A 17255-nucleotide genomic window follows, 5' to 3' on the forward strand; every position below is an offset into this window, starting at 1 on the left:
CCGCGGGCGGTGACGGCTCGGTGCGGACGCGGGGGAACGGAGCGGGTCCTGGTTTTCTCCGCTCCCGGCCGGTCCGCCGACGGAAGGTCCGTTCTGCTCACACCCCTTCCCCCCATCCCCCTGGCGAAACCTCCGGAAAGCTGGTGAATTGCCGGAATTTCCCGGTGGTTCGCCGAGACACCCCTGAGACCGGGCGCCCCACCGGCGGGTAGCGTTCCTCACCGACGGCCGCGCGATCCGCGGCCCGGAGCAGACGACGCGTGCGACACGGGGGGACCGGCAGTGACGGAAGAGACGGGCGGTGGCCGCTGGCGCGGCATCGCCAAACTGGGGGCGGTCGCGGCCGGCCTGTTCGCCGCGGCCGAACGCCGCCGCCGCGCGGCCATCTCCGCCGAGGCGCACGTCCTCGCCAACGAACAGGCCGTCGAACTCGCCGCCGAACGGGCCGCCCTGCGCACCGCCGAGCAGACGGCCCGTCAACTCGCCGGGCGCACCGGCGGATCGGCGGACGCACCAGCCGCACCACCGGAAGGAGGGGCCGTGCGCACCGACGACACCGTCCCCGCCCCGCGCGCCCCGCAACCCGCCGAGCAGCAGCTCGGCGGCGTGCCGCTCGGCCGTCCCGCCAACCCGGTCGAGGCCGTGCCCTGGAGCCTGCGGGTCGCCGCCGAGTCCACCTGGCGGCTGCTGCTGATCGGCGTCGCCCTCTACGTGCTCTTCCTCGTCATCGACACCCTCAAGCTGGTCGCCTTCTCCGCGGTCGCCGCCCTGCTCATCTCCGCGCTGCTCGAACCCACCGTCTCCTGGCTGCGCCGGCGCGGCGTGCCCCGCTCGCTGGCCGCCGTCGTCACCTTCCTGGCGGGCCTGGCCAGCATCGGCCTGGTCGGCTGGTTCGTGTTCTGGCAGGTCTCCAGCAACCTCGACTCGGTCACCACCCAGGTCCAGGACGGCGTGCGGCAGCTGCGCGACTGGCTGCTCAACGGCCCCTTCCACCTCACCCCGGACCAGCTCAACAACGTCACCAACCAGATCACCACCGCCATCGGCAAGAACTCCGAGGCGCTCACCTCGGCCGGCTTCACCGGCGTCACCATCGCCGTCGAACTGCTCACCGGCGTGGTGCTCACCGCGTTCACCACCTTCTTCCTGCTCTACGACGGCGCCCGGATCTGGAGCTGGGTGCTGCGCGGACTGCCCCGGCACTCCCGCTACGCGATGGCCGGCGCGGGCCCCAAGGCCTGGGCCACCCTCACCGCGTACGTGCGCGGCACCGTCGCCGTCGCCTTCATCGACGCGCTCTGCATCGGCATCGGGATCAGCATGGTCGGCGTGCCGATGGCGATCCCGCTCGCGGTGATCATCTTCCTGGGCGCGTTCGTGCCGCTGGTCGGCGCCCTGGTCACCGGCACCATCGCGGTGCTGATCGCCCTGGTCGCCACCGCCAGCGTCGGCAAGGCCCTGGTGGTGCTGGTGATCCTGATCGGCGTCCAGCAGCTGGAGGGCCACATCCTGCAGCCCCTCATCCTCGGCCGCGCCGTCCGGGTCCACCCGCTCGGCGTGGTCCTCGGCGTCGCCGCGGGCTCCATCATCGGCGGCATCCCCGGCGCGATCGTCGCCGTCCCGCTGATCGCCGTCACCAACACCGTCACCGGCCACCTGCGCCAGCGCAACGCGGCCGGGCAGGAGGTCTTCCAGGCCATCGAGGCCGCCCGGAAGCAGTAGCGGCCGCCCGCACGCGGAAAGGTCCGCCCGGGGGGAGAACCCCTCCCCGGGCGGACCTTTCCGTTCGGCGTGCTCAGCGCGGCAGCTGCGCCTCCGCGTCCAGCACCGCGGCGACGGCCTGGACGGTCGCGGCGATCTTCACCGCGGCCTGCACCACCTCGCGGTCGACGCCCGCCTTGCGCAGCACGCCCTCGTGCGAGTCGAGGCACTGGCCGCAGCCGTTGATCGCCGAGACGGCGAAGGACCACAGCTCGAAGTCGACCTTGTCGACGCCCGGGTTGCCGATGATGTTCATCCGCAGACCGGCCCGCATCGTCCCGTACTCCTTGTCGGAGAGCAGGTGCAGCGTCCGGTAGTAGACGTTGTTCATCGCCATGATCGCGGCCGCGCCCTTGGCGGCCTCGTAGGCCTCGGGCTTCAGGTTGGCCCTGGCCTCGGGCTCCAGCTCGCGCAGCACGATCGGGGAGCGGGTGGCCATCGCGCAGGCGAGGACGGTGCCCCAGAGCTGCTGCTCGGGCAGGTCGGAGTTGCCGATCACGGAGCCGAGGTTGAGCTTGAGGTCCTTGGCGTAGTCCGGCAGGGCGGCCTTGAGTTCGTCGAGCGCCATCGGTCAGCCGGCCAGCAGGGACTGGGCGTCGAGGGTGTCCTCGCCCTTGGTCCAGTTGCACGGGCACAGCTCGTCGGTCTGCAGGGCGTCGAGGACCCGCAGCACCTCCTTGGGGTTCCGGCCGACGGAGCCGGCGGTCACCATGACGAACTGGATCTCGTTGTTCGGGTCGACGATGAACACCGCGCGCTGGGCGGTGCCGTCCGCGCCCTCGACGCCGCAGGCCCGCATCAGGTCGTGCTTGACGTCGGCGAGCATCGGGAAGGGCAGGTCGCGCAGGTCCTTGTGGTCCTTGCGCCAGGCGTGGTGGACGTACTCGGAGTCGCCGGAGACGCCGAGGACCTGGGCGTCGCGGTCGGCGAACTCCTCGTTCAGCTTGCCGAACGCGGCGATCTCGGTCGGGCAGACGAAGGTGAAGTCCATCGGCCAGAAGAACACCACGCGCCACTTGCCCTCGTAGGACTTGTGGTTGATCTCGGCGAAGGCGTTCGCGGCATCGAGGTCCACGCAGGCGTTGAGTTCGTACTCGGGGAACTTGTCGCCGATCGTCAGCACGTCGCATCTCCAGGGTTGGGACGAGGGTTGTCCGGATTGCGGACACTTCCCACCTTTGCACAAGCCAACTGATCAGTGAAATCGGTTCTGCCGCAGGCCGCGATAGGCAAGTCCGATCAGTGCGGCAGACTGGAACGGAGCACCCCCGTCGACCGGCAGGAAGCACCGCCCCGTGAAGCCCAGCGCACCCCGCACCCCCACCGTCTCCCAGCTGCGGGCCTTCGCCGCGGTCGCCGAGCACCGGCACTTCCGGGAGGCGGCCGCCGCGATCGGCACCAGCCAGTCCGCGCTGTCCGGGGCGGTCGCCGCGCTGGAGGAGTCACTCGGCGCGCAGCTCGTCGAACGCACCACCCGCCGGGTCGTGATCACCCCGCTCGGGGAGCGGATCGCCGAGCACTCCCGCCGGGTGCTGTCCGCGCTGCACGCGCTCACCGAGGAGGCCGAGGCCGCCCGCCGCCCGTTCACCGGGCCGCTGCACCTCGGGGTGATCCCCACCGTCGCACCGTACCTGCTGCCCACCGTGCTGCGGCTGGTCCGCGGCGCCTACCCCGACCTCGAACTGCACGTCCACGAGGAGCGCACCCCCTCGCTGCTGAACGGCCTGGCCGACGGGCGGCTCGACCTGCTGCTGCTCGCGCTGCCCGCGGGCGGGGCGCTGCCGGTGGCCGAGATCCCGCTGTTCGACGAGGACTTCGTGCTGGTCGTGCCGCCCGGGCACGCGCTCGCCGGGCGGGCCGACGTCCCCCGGGACGCGCTGCTCGACCTCGACGTGCTGCTGCTGGAGGAGGGGCACTGCCTGCGCGACCAGGCGCTCGACATCTGCCGCGAGGTCGGCGCCGAACCGGCCGGCGGCAGCACCCGGGCCGCCGGGCTCTCCACCCTGGTCCAGCTGGTGGCCGGCGGCCTCGGCGTCACCCTGCTGCCCGCCACCGCCCTCGACGTCGAGGCCGGACGCACCGACCGCCTCGCCGCCGTCCGCTTCGCCCGCCCCGCCCCCGGCCGCCGGATCGGCCTCGCCCACCGCCCCGGCTCCGCCCGCACCAACGAGTACGGCCGGTTCGCGGCCGCCCTCCGCGAGGCCCTGCGGGGCCTGCCGGTCCGCCTCGCCGCCTGAGCGCCCCCGCCCCACCCGAACGGGCGACGGCCGCACCGCACCGCCGGGTTGACGCCGCGTCACGTTAACCTGACGGCCGGGCGTGTGCGGGCCGGGGCGTGGGCATAAACCGCTCCGAGGGGGTGGTCCGGTGTACGTGTCGCGGATCAGGGTGTCCGGCGTGAAGTGCTTCACCGGCGCGCGGGAGGTCGACCTGACGATCCCGCCGGAGCCGGGCTGGACGGTGTTCGCCGGCCCGAACGGCAGCGGGAAGAGCACCCTGCTGCGGGTGCTCGCGATGGCGCTCGGCGCCCTGCCCACCGGCCCCGCGGCCCGCTGGGGCGCCGACGGCTGGGTCCGGGCCGACCCGGCCCCGCGCTGGCGGGTCGGCGACCCGCCGGGCCCCCCGCGCGCCCACCACCCGCTGCCCGCCCTGGGCCGCCGCACCCCGCTGGACGCCGAACTCGCCGCCGAGGTGCTGCCCCCCGGCTGGCGGGTCAGCGACCCCGAACGGCAGTACGTCGCCCGGGCCGGACTGGAACTCCCGCTGGACGAACTCGGCGACGGCACCGCCGAGTTGGTCCGCCTGCTCAGCCAGCTCGCGGCCGCCCCCGCCACTCCGGGCCCGGTGCTGCTGGACGACGTCGACCGGCACCTGCACCCCGCCTGGCAGCAGCGGATCGGCCCCTGGCTCACCGAGCGCTTCCCGCACGCCCAGTTCCTGGTCGCCACCCACAGCCCGTACGTCTGCCAGGCCGCCGACCCCGGCGCCCTCGTCCGGCTGCCCGGCCCCGACGAGGACCGCGCCCCGTACCGGCTGGACGAGGAGCTCCGGCAGCGGGTGCTGTACGGCAGCGGCGAGGACACCGCGCTGTCCGAGCTGTTCGCCCTGCCCAGCGCCTACTCGCCCGCCGCCGAGGCCGAGCGCCGGATGCTGGTGCGCCTGGAGCGCAAGATGTACGCCGGGCAGGCCACCGACGCCGAACTCGCCGAGTACCGCGAACTCGGCGCCAAGCTCAACAGCTCGCTGACCGCCCGGGTCGACGAGGTCACCGCCCGGCTGCTCGGCAGGGACGGGTGATCCCGCTCCAGCGGCCACCGCTCCAGCCCCGGCTGGCCGCCGAACTCGAACGCGCCACCGCCCAGGTGCGGGCCGCGGGCCCGAACACCGCCTCCGGGCGCGCCGCCTGGCGCCGCGCCGTCCGCCCCAAGGCCCAACTCCGGCTGATGCTGCGGCAGATGGCGCCCGGCCTGGAACGCTGCATGTACTGCGGCGACAACCTGGGCACCGACATCGACCACTTCGAACCGATCGCCCAGGCCCCGCTGCGCACCTTCGACTGGCAGAACCACCTGCTGGCCTGCGCCCACTGCAACAGCAACCGCAAGCGCGACCGCTTCCCGCGCGACCCGGCCACCGGCGACGGCCTGCTGGTCGACCCCTGCCGCGAGGACCCGGCCGACCACCTGCGGCTCTACCTGGACTCCGGCGCGTACGACCCGCTGACCGTCCGCGGCGAGGCCACCGTCGAGGTGTTCGGCCTCAACGACCGGCCCGAACTCGTCCGCGGCCGCCGGATGATGTTCGCCGTGGTCAAGGCCCTGCTGCTGGCCTGGCAGGCCGCCGCCACCCCCGCCGCGGCCGCCGAGTACGCCGCCGCGCTGCGCGAGATCCACCACGCCGACGTGCTGCGCACCGTCCTCGCCCTGCGCCGCAGCCGCCCGCTGGCGCTCGCCGTGCTCGGCCCGGAGGTGCTCGACGCGCTCGACCGGATCGTCGCCGACCCGTCGGGGCTCACCGGATGACGGCATCAACTCACCTCCTTCCCGGGCTCGTTGACGCTGCGCCAGGAGTCGGGGCGGAAGATCCCGGCGCCCCCGGGCGTTGGCCGCGGACATGAGGATCGGAGAGGCCGCCCGAGCCGGCGGCGTCAGCGCGAGGTCGCTGCGGCACTACGAGCACGAGGGGCTGATCGTCCCCGGGCGGCTCGACAACGGGTTCCGCGACTACTGCCGCTCCACGATCGACCGGGTGCTCCTCATCCGCTCGCTGCTGGAGTCGGGGCTGCCCGTGCGGCTGATCAGGGAGGCCCTGCCCGACCCGGCCGACGCGTCCGGCAGCGCAGCCGCCCCGCCGGACGCGGAGTTCCTGCGTGAGGTGCGCGACCACCGGGACAGGCTCGCCGCCCGGATCGCCCTCCTGGGTGAGCAGCACGCGGCGCTCGACGCCTACCTCCGGGCGGCGCCCCGCCCCGACCCCCGCCCGCCGCTTGACCCTGACGCAAGTGTCAGGGTCCTACCTTCGGCCCATGGAGACCGACGAACAGCGGAACACCGATGAGCGGACGACCCGGGCCCTGCTCCAGCGCTCGCACCGGGGCCCCCGCGACCTGACCCTCACCACCGGCCGCCCCCGCCCCGAGCCGGGCCCCGGCGAGTACCTGATCCGGGTGGGCGCCGCCGGGGTCAACTTCGCGGACGTCATGCAGACCCGCGGAACGTACGGGGGCGGCCCGCAGGCGCCCTACGTCGCAGGCTTCGAGGCCGCGGGCGAGATCGTGGGCACCGGACCGGACGTCACCGACCCCTACCCGCCCGGCACCCGCGTCGTCGGCACCGGCCCCGGCGCGTTCGCGCAGTACGCGACGGTGTCGGCGGCCGGGGCGCTCCCCGTGCCCGCGGGCTGGAGCGACGCCGCAGCGCTCGGCATGGTGCTGAACTGGGCGACCGCCCTGGCCGCGCTCAAGCCGCTGGGCGGGATCGCGGCCGGCGAGACGGTGCTCGTCCACGCCGCGGCCGGAGGCGTCGGGCAGGCCGCCGTCCGACTGGCCCGCCACTACGGCGCGCGGGTGGTCGCCACCGCGTCCCCGGCGAAGCACGACACCGTCCGGGCGCTCGGCGCCGACCAGGTCCTGGACGCCCGGCGCCCCGACCTCGCCGCGGAGGTCACCCGCCTGACCGGCGGCGTCGACCTGGTCCTGGAGTCGGTGGGGCGGGCCACCTTCGGCGCCAGCCTGGCGGTCACCAAGCCCTTCACCGGACGCGTCGTGGTGTTCGGCGCCGCCTCCGGCGACGCCACCCTGAGCACCCACGACCTGGTCTTCACCCACCCCGTCCAGGTCAAGGGCCTGCACATCGGCGCCCTGGCCGCCGCCGCCCCGGCCCTCTACCGCTCGCTGATCGCCGAACTCGGGACGCTGATCGCCGACGGCACCTACCCGCCCGGCACCCCCGCGGTCCACCCGCTGGCCGACGGCCCGGCCGTGCTGGAGCGCCTCGAAGCCGGCCGGACCAGCGGCAAGCACGCCCTCGACCCCTGGCGCTGAGCCCCGCCCCGTAGCCTGTCCTGTCCTGTCCCGTCCTGTCCCGCCCCGCAGCCGTCAGCGGCCGCGCTCCAGCCGCTGCTCGAACCAGACCACCTTGCCCGCGCCCAGCCGGGTCGCGCCCCAGCGGTCCGCGTACCTGGCCACTATCTGCAGGCCGCGCCCGCGCTCCTCCTCCGGCCCGGCCCGGCGGGTGCGCGGCAGCGCGGGCGAGTCGTCGCCGACCTCGCAGCGCAGCAGCGACGTCCGCACCAGCCGCAGCGTCACCGGCCGGGTGGCGTGCTGGATCGCGTTGGTGACCAGCTCGCTGACCATCAACTCGCAGTTCTCCACCAGGTGGTCGAGCCCCCAGCGGCGCAGCGCGTGCCCGGCCAGCCGACGCGCCCGGCCCGGCGTCTCGTGCCGCGGCTGCAGGTGCCAGTGCGCGACGTCCTCGGCCGGGATGCCGTCGAACGCGGCCGCCAGCAGCGCGATGTCGTCCGCCCGGTCGCCCGGCGGCAGGATCCGCAGCGCCTCCTGGCACAGCTGCTCCGGGTCGAGCCGGTTGCCGCCCGCCAGCCGGGCCCGCAGCAGCTCCAGGCCGGTGCCCAGGGGGCGGCGGCGGGTCTCCACCAGGCCGTCGGTGAACAGCAGCAGCGCCGAACCGGGCGGCGCGGGCAGCTCCACCGAGGCGAAGTCCACCCCGCCGACGCCGATCGGCGCGCCCGACGGCAGGTCCAGCAGCTCGCTGCGGCCGTCCGGCCCGATCAGCACCGGCGGCACGTGCCCGGCGTTGGCGATCCGCACCCGGCCCGCGATCGGGTCGTACACCGCGTACACGCAGGTCGCCAAGTGGTGCTCGCGGCCCAGCCGTTGGGCCTGCTCGTCGAGGTGGTACAGCACCTCGTGCGGCGGCAGGTCGAGGCCCGCCAGGGTCTGCGCGGAGGTGCGCAGCTGGCCCATCACGGCGGCCGAGGTCAGCGAGTGGCCCATCACGTCGCCGGTGATCAGCGCGACCCGGTTGCCGGGCAGCGGGATCGAGTCGTACCAGTCGCCGCCGACCTGCGCGCCGCGCTCGCCCGGCAGGTACCGGTGCGCCAGCCGGACGCCGTGCGGCTGCGGCAGGTGCGCGGGCAGCATCGAGCGCTGCAACTGGTCGGCGATCTCCCACTCGCGGGTGTAGCGCAGCGCGGTGTCCACCGCCAGGCCGCCGTGGGTGGCCAGGTGCGCGGCGGTCGCGGCGTCGGCCGGGTCGAAGCCCGCCGGGGCGCCGTCGGCGGGCGGGCGGCGCACCAGCAGCAGCATGCCGAGCGCGGCCTGCCGCCCGTGCAGCGGCAGCGCCAGCAGCGCCGTCCCGGCGGGCAGCCGGCCCAGCGCCCGGGCGCCCAGCAGCTCGGCGGCCAGGCCGCCGCGGCGGCCGTCCAGCACGGTCGGCCCGTTCGGGGCGCGGCGGGCCAGCGCGCGCTCCAGGAGGCTGCCCGGCAGCACCGGGCGCAGTCCGGCGCGGCGGCCCAGCCGGGTGCCGCAGGTGTGCCGCACCAGCAGGGCCCGGGGCGGGCCCGGGTCGCGCTCGACGTCCGGCAGCGGGTCGCGGACCAGCACCACCAGGGCGTCCGCGACCGCCGGGACGAGCACCCGGCCCAGGTTGCGCAGGGTCGCCGTCAGGTCCAGCGAGCTGTTGATCCGCCGGGCCGCCCGGTCCAGCGCGGCCAGCCGCTCCGCCAGCCGCTGCGGCACACCGGCGGACGCCTCACCGGCGGACGCCTCGCCGGAGGCCGGTCCGGCGGAGGGGGCCGACGCCTCGGAGGCACCCCCGCCGGGCGGCGGGTGCCGCTGGACGGGAACGGCGGGCGGCTGCCCCGCCAAGGGCTCCAGGTGGTCGCGCACGGGCTGCCCGATCTGTGCAGGTGTGGTCTCGGGTACGGAGACTGACGCCGCGTCAGTCGGTGCGCCGACAGCGCAGGTACAGCTGGGTCTCCGGCGGCTGCGCGGACCCGGCGGGCGCGTACGACTGGCTGTCCACCGCCTCCACCGCGAAACCGGCGCCCTCCAGCAGTGCCGTCAGCTCCTCGCGCAGGTACCCGCTGACCCGGATCTCCTGCTCCAGGAACGGCAGCGGCGCGTCGTCCAGGTCCGCCTCGACCATGCCCAGCGCCAGCAGGCCGCCGGGGCGCAGCAGCCCGCGGAGGCGGCCGAGCGTCTCGGCGATCTCCGCGCGGGGCAGCATCAGCAGTGAGAAGAACGCCGCCGCGGCGTCCAGCGAGCCCTGCCCGTCGGGGCCCAACTCCGGTGCGCCCCAACGGGTTCCGGCGCTCTCCAGGCCGAGGTCCAGGACGTCCAGCCGGTGGAAGGACGCCGCCGGGACGGCCGCCCGGGCCTGCGCCAGCATGCCCTCCGCCAGGTCGACGCCGGTCACCCGCAGCCCGCCCGTGGCCAGTTGGCGGGCGGTCGGCTCACCGGCCCCGCAGCCCACGTCCAGCACCCGGGCGCCGGGCGGGAGTTCGGCCAGCAGCCAGTCGCCGCACGCGAGCTGCCCGGCCCTGGCCGGAAATACCTCCTGGTAGCGGCCCCCGATCGTGTCGAACACGGCGGCCTGGCGGGCCCGTTCGGCCCGGCGCACACCCGCCGCGGACGCGCGGTCGGCGTCGGCCGCGGCAGCGCTCTGTTCGTCCGTCACGATGATCTGGGCACCTCTCCCGCGCGCGTCCTGCCCTGCCCGTCGTGGCCCGCACTCCACTCCCGACCCTGGCCTTCGAGAATAAACGCGATCACCGCACCGTGGAGTCCGTTTCCGGCCAACTCGTGCGCCGTTGGGCGCTTATCGCCCGCCAGGGGGGCACACCGGCGTCCGCCAGGTGGCGCGCCAGCACCCCGCACGCCGCATGGCGCGCCCGCGCCACGCGGCGTGCCAGGCCGGCGACCTGTGCTGACGCGCGCCCCCGTACCCCCTTCAACGGCCTTGCCGCAGGCGTTTATCGAACGTCAATCGCCACCTGTCAGAGTCTTCTCAGCGCCGGGGAAGCGTCAAGGTGTTCCCGCAGCCGGGGGGCTGCGGGGACGCCGACGCTCCCGGGGGGAAGGCTTCCGCCAGGGGGAACCAGGGGGGTGACCGCGGGGGAGCGGAGGCCTACGGCGCGGGGGGAACGAGGGGAGGGGAAGGCTCGGTGTGCCGCGAAGCGATGAGGTCCTGCACGGGTTGGGCCTCGGGCACACCGAGCCGGGTGAACACCGTGAGCGCCTCCCGGAGACAGGCCAGCCCGCGCGAGGGCTGCCCCAGCTCCAGGAGCGCCTCGCCCAGCGCCGCGTTCGCCATGCCCTGGCAGTACGCGGCCTCGATCTCCTGGGCGATCGACAACGACTCCTCGGCCGCCTCCGCCGCCGCCGGGAACCGGCCGTCGGCGAGCAGGCAGGCCGCCAGCCGGGCCAGCGAGTAGCCCTCCCAGATCGGGTGCTGCTGCTGCCGGTAGAGCTGGTGCGCCTCCCGCAGGTGCACCGCCGCCTCGCCGGGCGAACCGGTCGAGCGCAGCACCACGCCCAACTGGTAGAGGGTGTCCGCCAGGCACGGCACGTTCCCGGACGTCCGGGCGGCGGCCACGGCGGCGCGGGCGGCCTCCTCCGCCTCGGCGTGCCGGTCCAGGCCGACGTGGGCCCGGGCCATGTTGCCGAGCAGCCGGGCCTCGCTGATCGGGGAGCCCAACTGACGGACCACCTCCAGCGCCTGCTGGTAGAGGGACAGCGCCTCGGCGGGCCGACCGGCCAGGAACAGCGTGATGGCCAGGCCGTTGGCGGTGGTCAGCCGGAGCGAGGTGGCCCGGTCGGCGGGTTGCAGGGCCAGGCTGAGGGCCAACGACTCCTCGGACGCCGTGAGTTCGGAGGCGGTCCGGTGGAGCTGGCCGAGCGCGTGGTGCACGCAGGCCAGGGTTTCCGGGTCCCGCAGGGCCACCGGACTCGCCGCGGCGGCCCGGAGCACGGCGAGGAACCGCGGGGCGTGCGTCGGGTCCTCGCCCACGAACGTCAGGGTCTGCAGGATGTCCACGGCGGGCTGCAGCAGGCAGCGGGGGCCGTTGGCGGCGGCCTCGACGGCACCCAGCAGGACACCGATCTCGGACCGGAGCCAGTCGCGGGCCGCGTGGTCGTCGGCGAACGACTGGCCGGTCGAGTCGGCCCGGTGCAGCGGCTCGATGGCCAGGTCGTCCGGCTCGACCACCTGCTGGACGTTGCTCATGGTGGCGTGCAGCAGGTCCAGCAGCCGCAGCAGCGCCGCCTGCTGCTGCTCGACGTCCGCCAGTTTGGCGTTCTGCCGCTGCGCGTACAGGCGCAACAGGTCGTGGTAGCGGTACCGGCCGGGGGTGAAGCACTCCAGCATGTTGGCCTCGACCAGGGCCTCCGCCAGGTCCTCGGCCTCCTGCTCGGGGGCGCCGAGCAGCGCGGCGACGGCCGGCAGCGGCAGGTCGGGGGAGTCGACCAGGGCGAGCAGCCGGAACGCCCGGGCCTCCTCCGGCCGGAGCTGGGCGTAACCGAGCCCCAGGGTGGTCTCCACGGCGAGGTTGCCGAGCTGGAGCTCCTGGAGCCGGTTGCGCTGGTCCGCTAACCGCCGGGCCAGGTCGGAGACGCTCCAGCGCGGACGGCTGGCCAGCCGGGCGGCGGCGATCCGGACCGCCAGCGGCAGGAACCCGCAGGAGGTCACCACCTGCAGCGCGGCCTCCGGTTCGGCGCCGACCCGCTCGGCGCCGACGATCGCCGAGAACAGCGCCAGCGCCTCGTCCGGGGTCAGCTCCTCGATGTCGACCAGGTGCGCGCCGGGCAGTTCGGCCAGCCGGGAGCGGCTGGTCACCATCACCGCGTTGCCGGAGACGCCGGGGATCAGCGGCCGCAACTGCCCGGCGTCGCGGGCGTTGTCGAGCAGGATCAGCATCCGCTTGTCGGCCAGCAGCGAGCGGTACAGCGCGGCGCGCTGCTCCAGCGAGTCGGGGGCGTCGGGCGCGCCGAGCGCGTGCAGGAAGTCGCCGAGCACCACGGCCGGGTCGGCGGGGGAGGCGCCCGCGCCGCGCAGGTCCACGTACAGCTGCCCGTCCGGGAAGTCCGGCCGCAGCGAGTGCGCGACGTGCACGGCGAGGGTGGTCTTGCCGACGCCGCCGATGCCGGCCAGCGAGGTCACCACGACGGCTTGGCCGGAACCCGCCCTCAGTACGTCGCGGAGTTCGCTCACCATCTTGCTGCGTCCGCTGAAGTCCGAGACGTCGGCCGGGAGTTGGGCGGGCGGGACGAACGGAGGAGGCTCGGCGGCGGCCTTCGGCGGGGCGGCCGACGGCGCCAGCAGCTCCGGGTCGCCGGCCAGGATCCGGGCGTGCATGGTGGACAGCCCGCTGCCCGGCTCCACGCCCAGCTCGTCGATCAGCAGCTTGCGGGTGTCCGCGTACACGCCCAGCGACTCGGCCTGCCGACCGCTGCGGTACAGCGCCAGCATCAGCAGTTCGCGCAGCCGCTCGCGCAGCGGGTGCGCGGCGGACAGCGAGTTCAACTCGGCCACCACGTCGGCGTGCAGGCCGATCTCCAGGGCCAGCGCGCAGCGCTCCTCGGCCACCGCCAGCTGCCGCTCGGACAGTCGGCCGCGCTGGGTCTCGGCGTACGGCCCCGGCACCCCGGCCAGCGGTCGGCCGCGCCACAGGTCGAGTGCGGCGACCAGGGTGTCGTGGGCGGGGCGCAGGCCGCCGTCGGCCCGGGCGACGGACGCCTCGGCGACCCGCTGCTCGAAGACCGTCGAGTCCAGGGCGTCGGCCGGGATCCGCAGCGCGTAGCCGTCGGTCATCGAGACCAGGACCTCGGAGGGCTTGCGGGCGGTGCGGTTGGGCTCCAGCACCGAGCGCAGCCGGGAGACGTAGGTGCGCAGCGCGGCCACCGCCTGCGGCGGGGTGCGGTCCCCCCAGATGCCGTCCACCAGGTCGTCGGTGGTCACCGGACGGCCCTCGCTGAGCAGCAGGGCCACCAGGACGGCCTGTTGCTGAGGTGAACCGAGCGCCAGCGGTACGTCGCCGCGCCACGCCTGGACAGGGCCGAGCACTTGGAAGCGCAACGCCGCGGCGGAGCGCGTGTCCTGATGCTCCATGTCCTCCCCTGTGGCCGATGAACCGTCTGTTCCCCACGCCGGCGCCGGTCGGGTGGGGGCGACAGCTTATGAGGAACCGCGCAAACGTCCACCAAGCGGATGCGCGGTGCAACGTTTATAAGACATTTAGCGGTGCCTACGATACTGTCCGCGCGCCCAGCGACAGTCGCCCGGGTGATCGAAACCCTCTCAGCTGAAAGGCGGCCCACCCCATGGCCGACGAGACCACCACCGCCGTTCCCGAGGCCGAGCAGACCCCGGCCCCGGTCGAGCACACCGCCGCCACCACCGACCCGAACGCGCTCGAGAACGCCCTCGAAGCGCTGGCCGAGGCGCCGGTCGAGGTGCCGGTCGAGACGCCGGCCGAGCCGAAGGACGGCGAGACCTTCGAGCCGCTCGGCCTCGTCGGCAACTGCCCGTGACCGCACCTGCTTCCGCACCACCAGAACGAGCCCCGACCCTCACCGGCCGGGGCTCGTCCCGTTTCAGCGCACGGACACCGCTACTGCGCCGAGCGCACCCGCAGGCTGGTGATCAGCGGCCCGTCGGTGACCTCGGCGAAGAAGTCGTTGCCCTTGTCGTCCACCACGATGAACGCCGGGAAGTCCTCCACCTCGATCCGCCAGACCGCCTCCATGCCGAGCTCCGGGTACTCCAGCACCTCGACCTTCTTGATGCAGTCCTGCGCGAGCCGGGCCGCCGGGCCGCCGATCGAGCCCAGGTAGAAGCCGCCGTGCTCGTTGCACGCCTTGGTGACCTGCTTGGAGCGGTTGCCCTTGGCCAGCATCACCATCGAGCCGCCCGCCGCCTGGAACTGGTCGACGTAGGAGTCCATCCGCCCGGCCGTGGTCGGGCCGAACGAGCCGGACGCGAAGCCCTCGGGGGTCTTCGCCGGGCCCGCGTAGTACACCGGGTGGTCCTTCAGGTACTGCGGCATGCCCTGCCCGGCGTCCAGCCGCTCCTTGATCTTGGCGTGCGCGATGTCGCGGGCCACCACCAGCGTGCCGGTCAGCGAGAGCCGGGTCTTCACCGGGTACTTGGACAGCTCGGCGCGGACCTCGGACATCGGGCGGTTCAGGTCGATCCGCACCACGTCGTCGTTCAGGTGCTCGTCGGTGGTCTCCGGCAGGTACTTCGCCGGGTCGGTCTCCAGCTGCTCCAGGAACACGCCCTCGGCGGTGATCTTGCCGAGCGCCTGGCGGTCCGCCGAGCAGGACACCGCCATCGCGACCGGCAGCGAGGCGCCGTGCCGCGGCAGCCGGATGACGCGCACGTCGTGGCAGAAGTACTTGCCGCCGAACTGCGCGCCGATGCCGATCTTCTGGGTCAGCTCGAAGACCTTCTGCTCCAGCTCCAGGTCGCGGAAGCCGTGCCCGGTCCGCGCGTCGCCGCCGGTGGGCAGGTTGTCCAGGTAGTGCGCGGAGGCGTACTTCGCGGTCTTCAGGGCGAACTCGGCGCTGGTGCCGCCGACCACGATCGCCAGGTGGTACGGCGGGCAGGCCGCGGTGCCCAGCGAACGGATCTTCTGCTCCAGGAAGTTGAGCATCGACGCCTCGTTGAGGATCGCCTTGGTCTCCTGGTACAGGTACGACTTGTTGGCGGAGCCGCCGCCTTTCGCCATGAACAGGAACTTGTAGGCGTCCCCGTCGGTGGCGTACAGCTCGATCTGGGCCGGCAGGTTGTTGCCGGTGTTCTTCTCGTCCCACATGGTCACCGGGGCCATCTGGGAGTACCGCAGGTTCAGCTCGGTGTACGCGTCGAACACGCCGCGGGCGATCGCCGACTCGTCCTCGCCGGAGGTCAGCACGTGCTGGCCGCGCTTGCCCATCACGATCGCGGTGCCGGTGTCCTGGCACATCGGCAGGATGCCGCCCGCCGAGATGTTGACGTTCTTCAGCAGGTCCAGCGCCACGAACCGGTCGTTCGGGCTGGCCTCCGGGTCGTCCAGGATCCGGCGCAGCTGCGCCAGGTGCGCCGGGCGCAGGTAGTGCGAGATGTCGTGCATCGCCTCGGCCGTCAGCAGCCGCAGTGCCTCCGGCTCGACCTGCAGGAAGGTGCGACCGCCGGCCTCGAAGGTCGAGACTCCCTCGGAGGTGAGCTTGCGGTACGGAGTGGTGTCCGTGCCGAGCGGGAGCAGGTCGCGGTAGGCGAACTCTGGGGCCATGGGGAGATCCTTCGGTTCTTTCGGCTTCGTCGACGAGGCACCCTCCAGGTTAGGCGCACCGGCCCCGGCCCCCGCGCCCAGGTCCGCCTCCGTGACCGGGGTCACGCCCGTTGTGTCGAACCGCCGTTCGGTTCGTCGACGGGCTCGCTAGGCTGTGTGAGGTGGACAACTCTCCCGAGCAGGACCCGCAGGGCCCGCTGCCCGCCCCGCTGCCGAAGAACGCACCCGTCCAGGCCCCCGGCACCGACCTGGCGGCCGAACTGCGCGCCTCCGACGCCGACCGCGAACGCGTCGCCGACCTGCTGCGCGACGCGTACGCCGAGGGCCGACTGACCGTCGACGAGCACGCCGAACGCATCGAGGCCGCCTACAACGCCCGCACCTTCGGCGAGTTGGAGCCCCTCACCCGCGACCTCCCCAGCCACCCCGGGGCGATCCGGCACAACCTCACCAAGGCCCCGCTGGAGGCCCCCGCCCCGGCCCCGCAGCCCGCGCTGCCCCCGGCCCGGGTCGAGTCGCCCACCATGGTCGCGGTCTTCGGCGGCGCCTCCCGCAAGGGCCGCTGGCGGGTCGGCTCGCACCTCAAGGCGGTCGCCGTGTTCGGCGGCATCGAGATCGACCTCACCGACGCGGTCTTCGAGTCCCCCGAGGTGGTCATCGAGGTGGTCACGGTGTTCGGCGGCGTCGAGGTCCGCGTCCCCGAGAACGTCAGCCTGCACGGCGGCGGCGCGGGCGTCTTCGGCGGCTTCGAGGTCCGCGAGCAGACCTCCGCCGACCCCTACGCCCCGGTCGTCCGGGTCAAGGGCGCCGCCGTGTTCGGCGGCGTCGAGGCCAAGCCGCGGCGCGGCAAGAAGCTCAAGGAGTGGGTCCGCCGCCAGCTCGACGGCTGACCTGCGCACTTCCCGATGCGGCGTCAACTCGCCCCGCTGCACCCGCCGTTGTCCCGGGTGCAGCGGGCGGCCGGTTGCGTGCGGTGTGCATGAATCCCGGAGCGGCGGGGTAGTTCCAATCGCACATCGTTCCTGTACGGCTGTGACCCCGCGGGTCGGCGACGGTGCCACGGCGAGGGAGCACGGGGCAGTCGGGCAGGAGGCGACACCGTCCCCGAGCCTTGAGCCTGGTCAGGAGTAACCGTGCTGCATCCGATCGAGTCCACCGCTGCCGCCGCCCGCCGTCCGGCGGCCCAGCCGGACGTGGACGACAACCCCTGGCACACCTCCGCCGCCTGCCGCAGCGACGAGGCCGGGCTGTTCTTCGCCCCCTCCAAGGAGCCCACGGCCGCCCGCCTCGCCCGCGAGGAGCAGGCCAAGCGCGTCTGCGCCCGCTGCCCCGTCCTCCTGGAGTGCCGGGAGCACGCCCTCGCCCAGCCCGAGCCCTACGGCGTCTGGGGCGGCCTCACCGCCGCCGAGCGCCGCGTCGTCCTCGCCCGCCGCCGCCGCCGCGAGGCGGAGATCCGCGTCCCGGCCCGCATAGCCGGCTGAGGACGCTCCCCCCGGGGGCGAAACCAGGGGCGCGGGGAACCGCGCGGCCGAGCGAGCACGCACAGCCAGATCGCGAAGCAGGACGGTCACCTGCACCGTCCCGCGGTCTCGCTGTGCGCGCCCTCGCGCTAGATGATTGATGCGAAGGGCTTGCTGGCACGCATGAGATGAAGCGAGGGAGTCCAAAGGTCGGTTGTGATGCCTGACCTGGACTCCCTCGCGACC

Annotated in this window: 15 protein-coding genes; 9 read left to right on the forward strand and 6 right to left on the reverse strand. The window is 74.2% G+C overall.

Features of this window, described 5'->3' with window-relative positions:
* Nucleotides 1–282 precede the first annotated feature (282 nt).
* Nucleotides 283–1722: an AI-2E family transporter gene (locus tag OO57_RS16770; RefSeq protein WP_033253285.1), complete on the forward strand. Its 1440-nt coding sequence runs from the start codon at nucleotides 283–285 to the stop codon at nucleotides 1720–1722.
* A 73-nt stretch (nucleotides 1723–1795) separates the two neighbouring features.
* Here OO57_RS16770 and OO57_RS16775 read toward each other — a convergent pair whose 3' ends face one another.
* Together OO57_RS16775 and OO57_RS16780 are read right to left on the reverse strand one after the other, a co-directional pair.
* Nucleotides 1796–2329 carry an alkyl hydroperoxide reductase gene (locus tag OO57_RS16775; RefSeq protein WP_033253286.1) on the reverse strand — a complete coding sequence of 178 codons (534 nt, stop codon included), beginning with the start codon at nucleotides 2327–2329 and terminating at the stop codon, nucleotides 1796–1798.
* Between the two features lie 3 nt (nucleotides 2330–2332).
* Nucleotides 2333–2884 (reverse strand): peroxiredoxin, encoded by a 552-nt coding sequence (locus tag OO57_RS16780; RefSeq protein ID WP_033253287.1) that lies wholly within the window; start codon nucleotides 2882–2884, stop codon nucleotides 2333–2335.
* 172 nt (nucleotides 2885–3056) lie between these two features.
* On the opposite strand from OO57_RS16780, the gene OO57_RS16785 reads away from it, so the two are divergent.
* The 5 genes from OO57_RS16785 (at nucleotide 3057) to OO57_RS16805 (ending at nucleotide 7303) form a co-directional block, all read left to right on the forward strand.
* Nucleotides 3057–3998: a LysR substrate-binding domain-containing protein gene (locus tag OO57_RS16785; RefSeq protein ID WP_033253288.1), complete on the forward strand. Its 942-nt coding sequence runs from the start codon at nucleotides 3057–3059 to the stop codon at nucleotides 3996–3998.
* A gap of 151 nt (nucleotides 3999–4149) precedes the next feature.
* A complete protein-coding gene (locus OO57_RS45575; RefSeq protein ID WP_418909895.1) occupies nucleotides 4150–5058 on the forward strand; it encodes an AAA family ATPase in 909 nt (302 codons plus the stop codon).
* A complete protein-coding gene (locus OO57_RS16795; RefSeq protein ID WP_033253289.1) occupies nucleotides 5055–5783 on the forward strand; it encodes an HNH endonuclease in 729 nt (242 codons plus the stop codon). The genes OO57_RS45575 and OO57_RS16795 overlap by 4 nt, the downstream gene beginning before the upstream one ends.
* Before the next feature lie 91 nt (nucleotides 5784–5874).
* Complete coding sequence (locus OO57_RS16800; RefSeq protein ID WP_081973732.1) at nucleotides 5875–6318, forward strand: MerR family transcriptional regulator; 444 nt, start codon at nucleotides 5875–5877, stop codon at nucleotides 6316–6318.
* Nucleotides 6287–7303 (forward strand): zinc-binding dehydrogenase, encoded by a 1017-nt coding sequence (locus OO57_RS16805; protein ID WP_033253290.1) that lies wholly within the window; start codon nucleotides 6287–6289, stop codon nucleotides 7301–7303. Before OO57_RS16800 ends, OO57_RS16805 begins: the two co-directional genes overlap by 32 nt.
* A gap of 54 nt (nucleotides 7304–7357) precedes the next feature.
* Here the strand turns inward: OO57_RS16805 and OO57_RS16810 are convergent, their stop codons facing one another.
* The 3 genes from OO57_RS16810 to OO57_RS16820 all read right to left on the reverse strand — a co-directional run bounded on the left by OO57_RS16810 (nucleotide 7358) and on the right by OO57_RS16820 (nucleotide 13385).
* The gene (locus OO57_RS16810) at nucleotides 7358–9166 is read right to left on the reverse strand and encodes an ATP-binding SpoIIE family protein phosphatase (protein ID WP_081973730.1); all 1809 of its coding nucleotides are present in this window, start codon (nucleotides 9164–9166) and stop codon (nucleotides 7358–7360) included.
* A gap of 52 nt (nucleotides 9167–9218) precedes the next feature.
* On the reverse strand, nucleotides 9219–9956 hold the full coding sequence (locus OO57_RS16815) for a class I SAM-dependent methyltransferase (RefSeq protein WP_234337370.1): 738 nt from the start codon (nucleotides 9954–9956) through the stop codon (nucleotides 9219–9221).
* Nucleotides 9957–10406: 450 nt separating this feature from the next.
* Nucleotides 10407–13385, reverse strand: a complete 2979-nt coding sequence (locus OO57_RS16820; protein ID WP_063737579.1) for an AfsR/SARP family transcriptional regulator — start codon at nucleotides 13383–13385, stop codon at nucleotides 10407–10409.
* Nucleotides 13386–13597: 212 nt separating this feature from the next.
* Between OO57_RS16820 and OO57_RS42605 the strand changes: the two genes are divergently transcribed.
* Complete coding sequence (locus OO57_RS42605) at nucleotides 13598–13807, forward strand: hypothetical protein (RefSeq protein ID WP_033253291.1); 210 nt, start codon at nucleotides 13598–13600, stop codon at nucleotides 13805–13807.
* 80 nt (nucleotides 13808–13887) lie between these two features.
* On the opposite strand, the gene OO57_RS16830 is transcribed toward OO57_RS42605, so the two are convergent.
* On the reverse strand, nucleotides 13888–15549 hold the full coding sequence (locus tag OO57_RS16830) for a fumarate hydratase (RefSeq protein ID WP_033253292.1): 1662 nt from the start codon (nucleotides 15547–15549) through the stop codon (nucleotides 13888–13890).
* Nucleotides 15550–15710: 161 nt separating this feature from the next.
* Here OO57_RS16830 and OO57_RS16835 point away from each other — a divergent pair, with 161 nt between their 5' ends.
* On the forward strand, nucleotides 15711–16439 hold the full coding sequence (locus OO57_RS16835; protein WP_033253293.1) for a DUF1707 SHOCT-like domain-containing protein: 729 nt from the start codon (nucleotides 15711–15713) through the stop codon (nucleotides 16437–16439).
* A gap of 243 nt (nucleotides 16440–16682) precedes the next feature.
* Nucleotides 16683–17030 carry a WhiB family transcriptional regulator gene (locus OO57_RS16840; RefSeq protein ID WP_033253294.1) on the forward strand — a complete coding sequence of 116 codons (348 nt, stop codon included), beginning with the start codon at nucleotides 16683–16685 and terminating at the stop codon, nucleotides 17028–17030.
* Nucleotides 17031–17255 lie beyond the last annotated feature (225 nt).

Origin of the sequence: Kitasatospora phosalacinea (assembly GCF_000717185.1) — a bacterium.
Lineage (GTDB): Bacteria > Actinomycetota > Actinomycetes > Streptomycetales > Streptomycetaceae > Kitasatospora > Kitasatospora phosalacinea_A.

Excerpts from the sequence above, each read along its gene's own strand:
- OO57_RS16775 (WP_033253286.1), bottom strand. The coding sequence starts at position 2,329 with ATGGCGCTCGACGAACTCAAGGCCGCCCTGCCGGACTACGCCAAGGAC.
- OO57_RS16800 (WP_081973732.1), top strand. The coding sequence starts at position 5,875 with ATGAGGATCGGAGAGGCCGCCCGAGCCGGCGGCGTCAGCGCGAGGTCG.
- OO57_RS16805 (WP_033253290.1), top strand. The coding sequence starts at position 6,287 with ATGGAGACCGACGAACAGCGGAACACCGATGAGCGGACGACCCGGGCC.
- OO57_RS16820 (WP_063737579.1), bottom strand. The coding sequence starts at position 13,385 with ATGGAGCATCAGGACACGCGCTCCGCCGCGGCGTTGCGCTTCCAAGTG.
- OO57_RS42605 (WP_033253291.1), top strand. The coding sequence starts at position 13,598 with ATGGCCGACGAGACCACCACCGCCGTTCCCGAGGCCGAGCAGACCCCG.
- OO57_RS16830 (WP_033253292.1), bottom strand. The coding sequence starts at position 15,549 with ATGGCCCCAGAGTTCGCCTACCGCGACCTGCTCCCGCTCGGCACGGAC.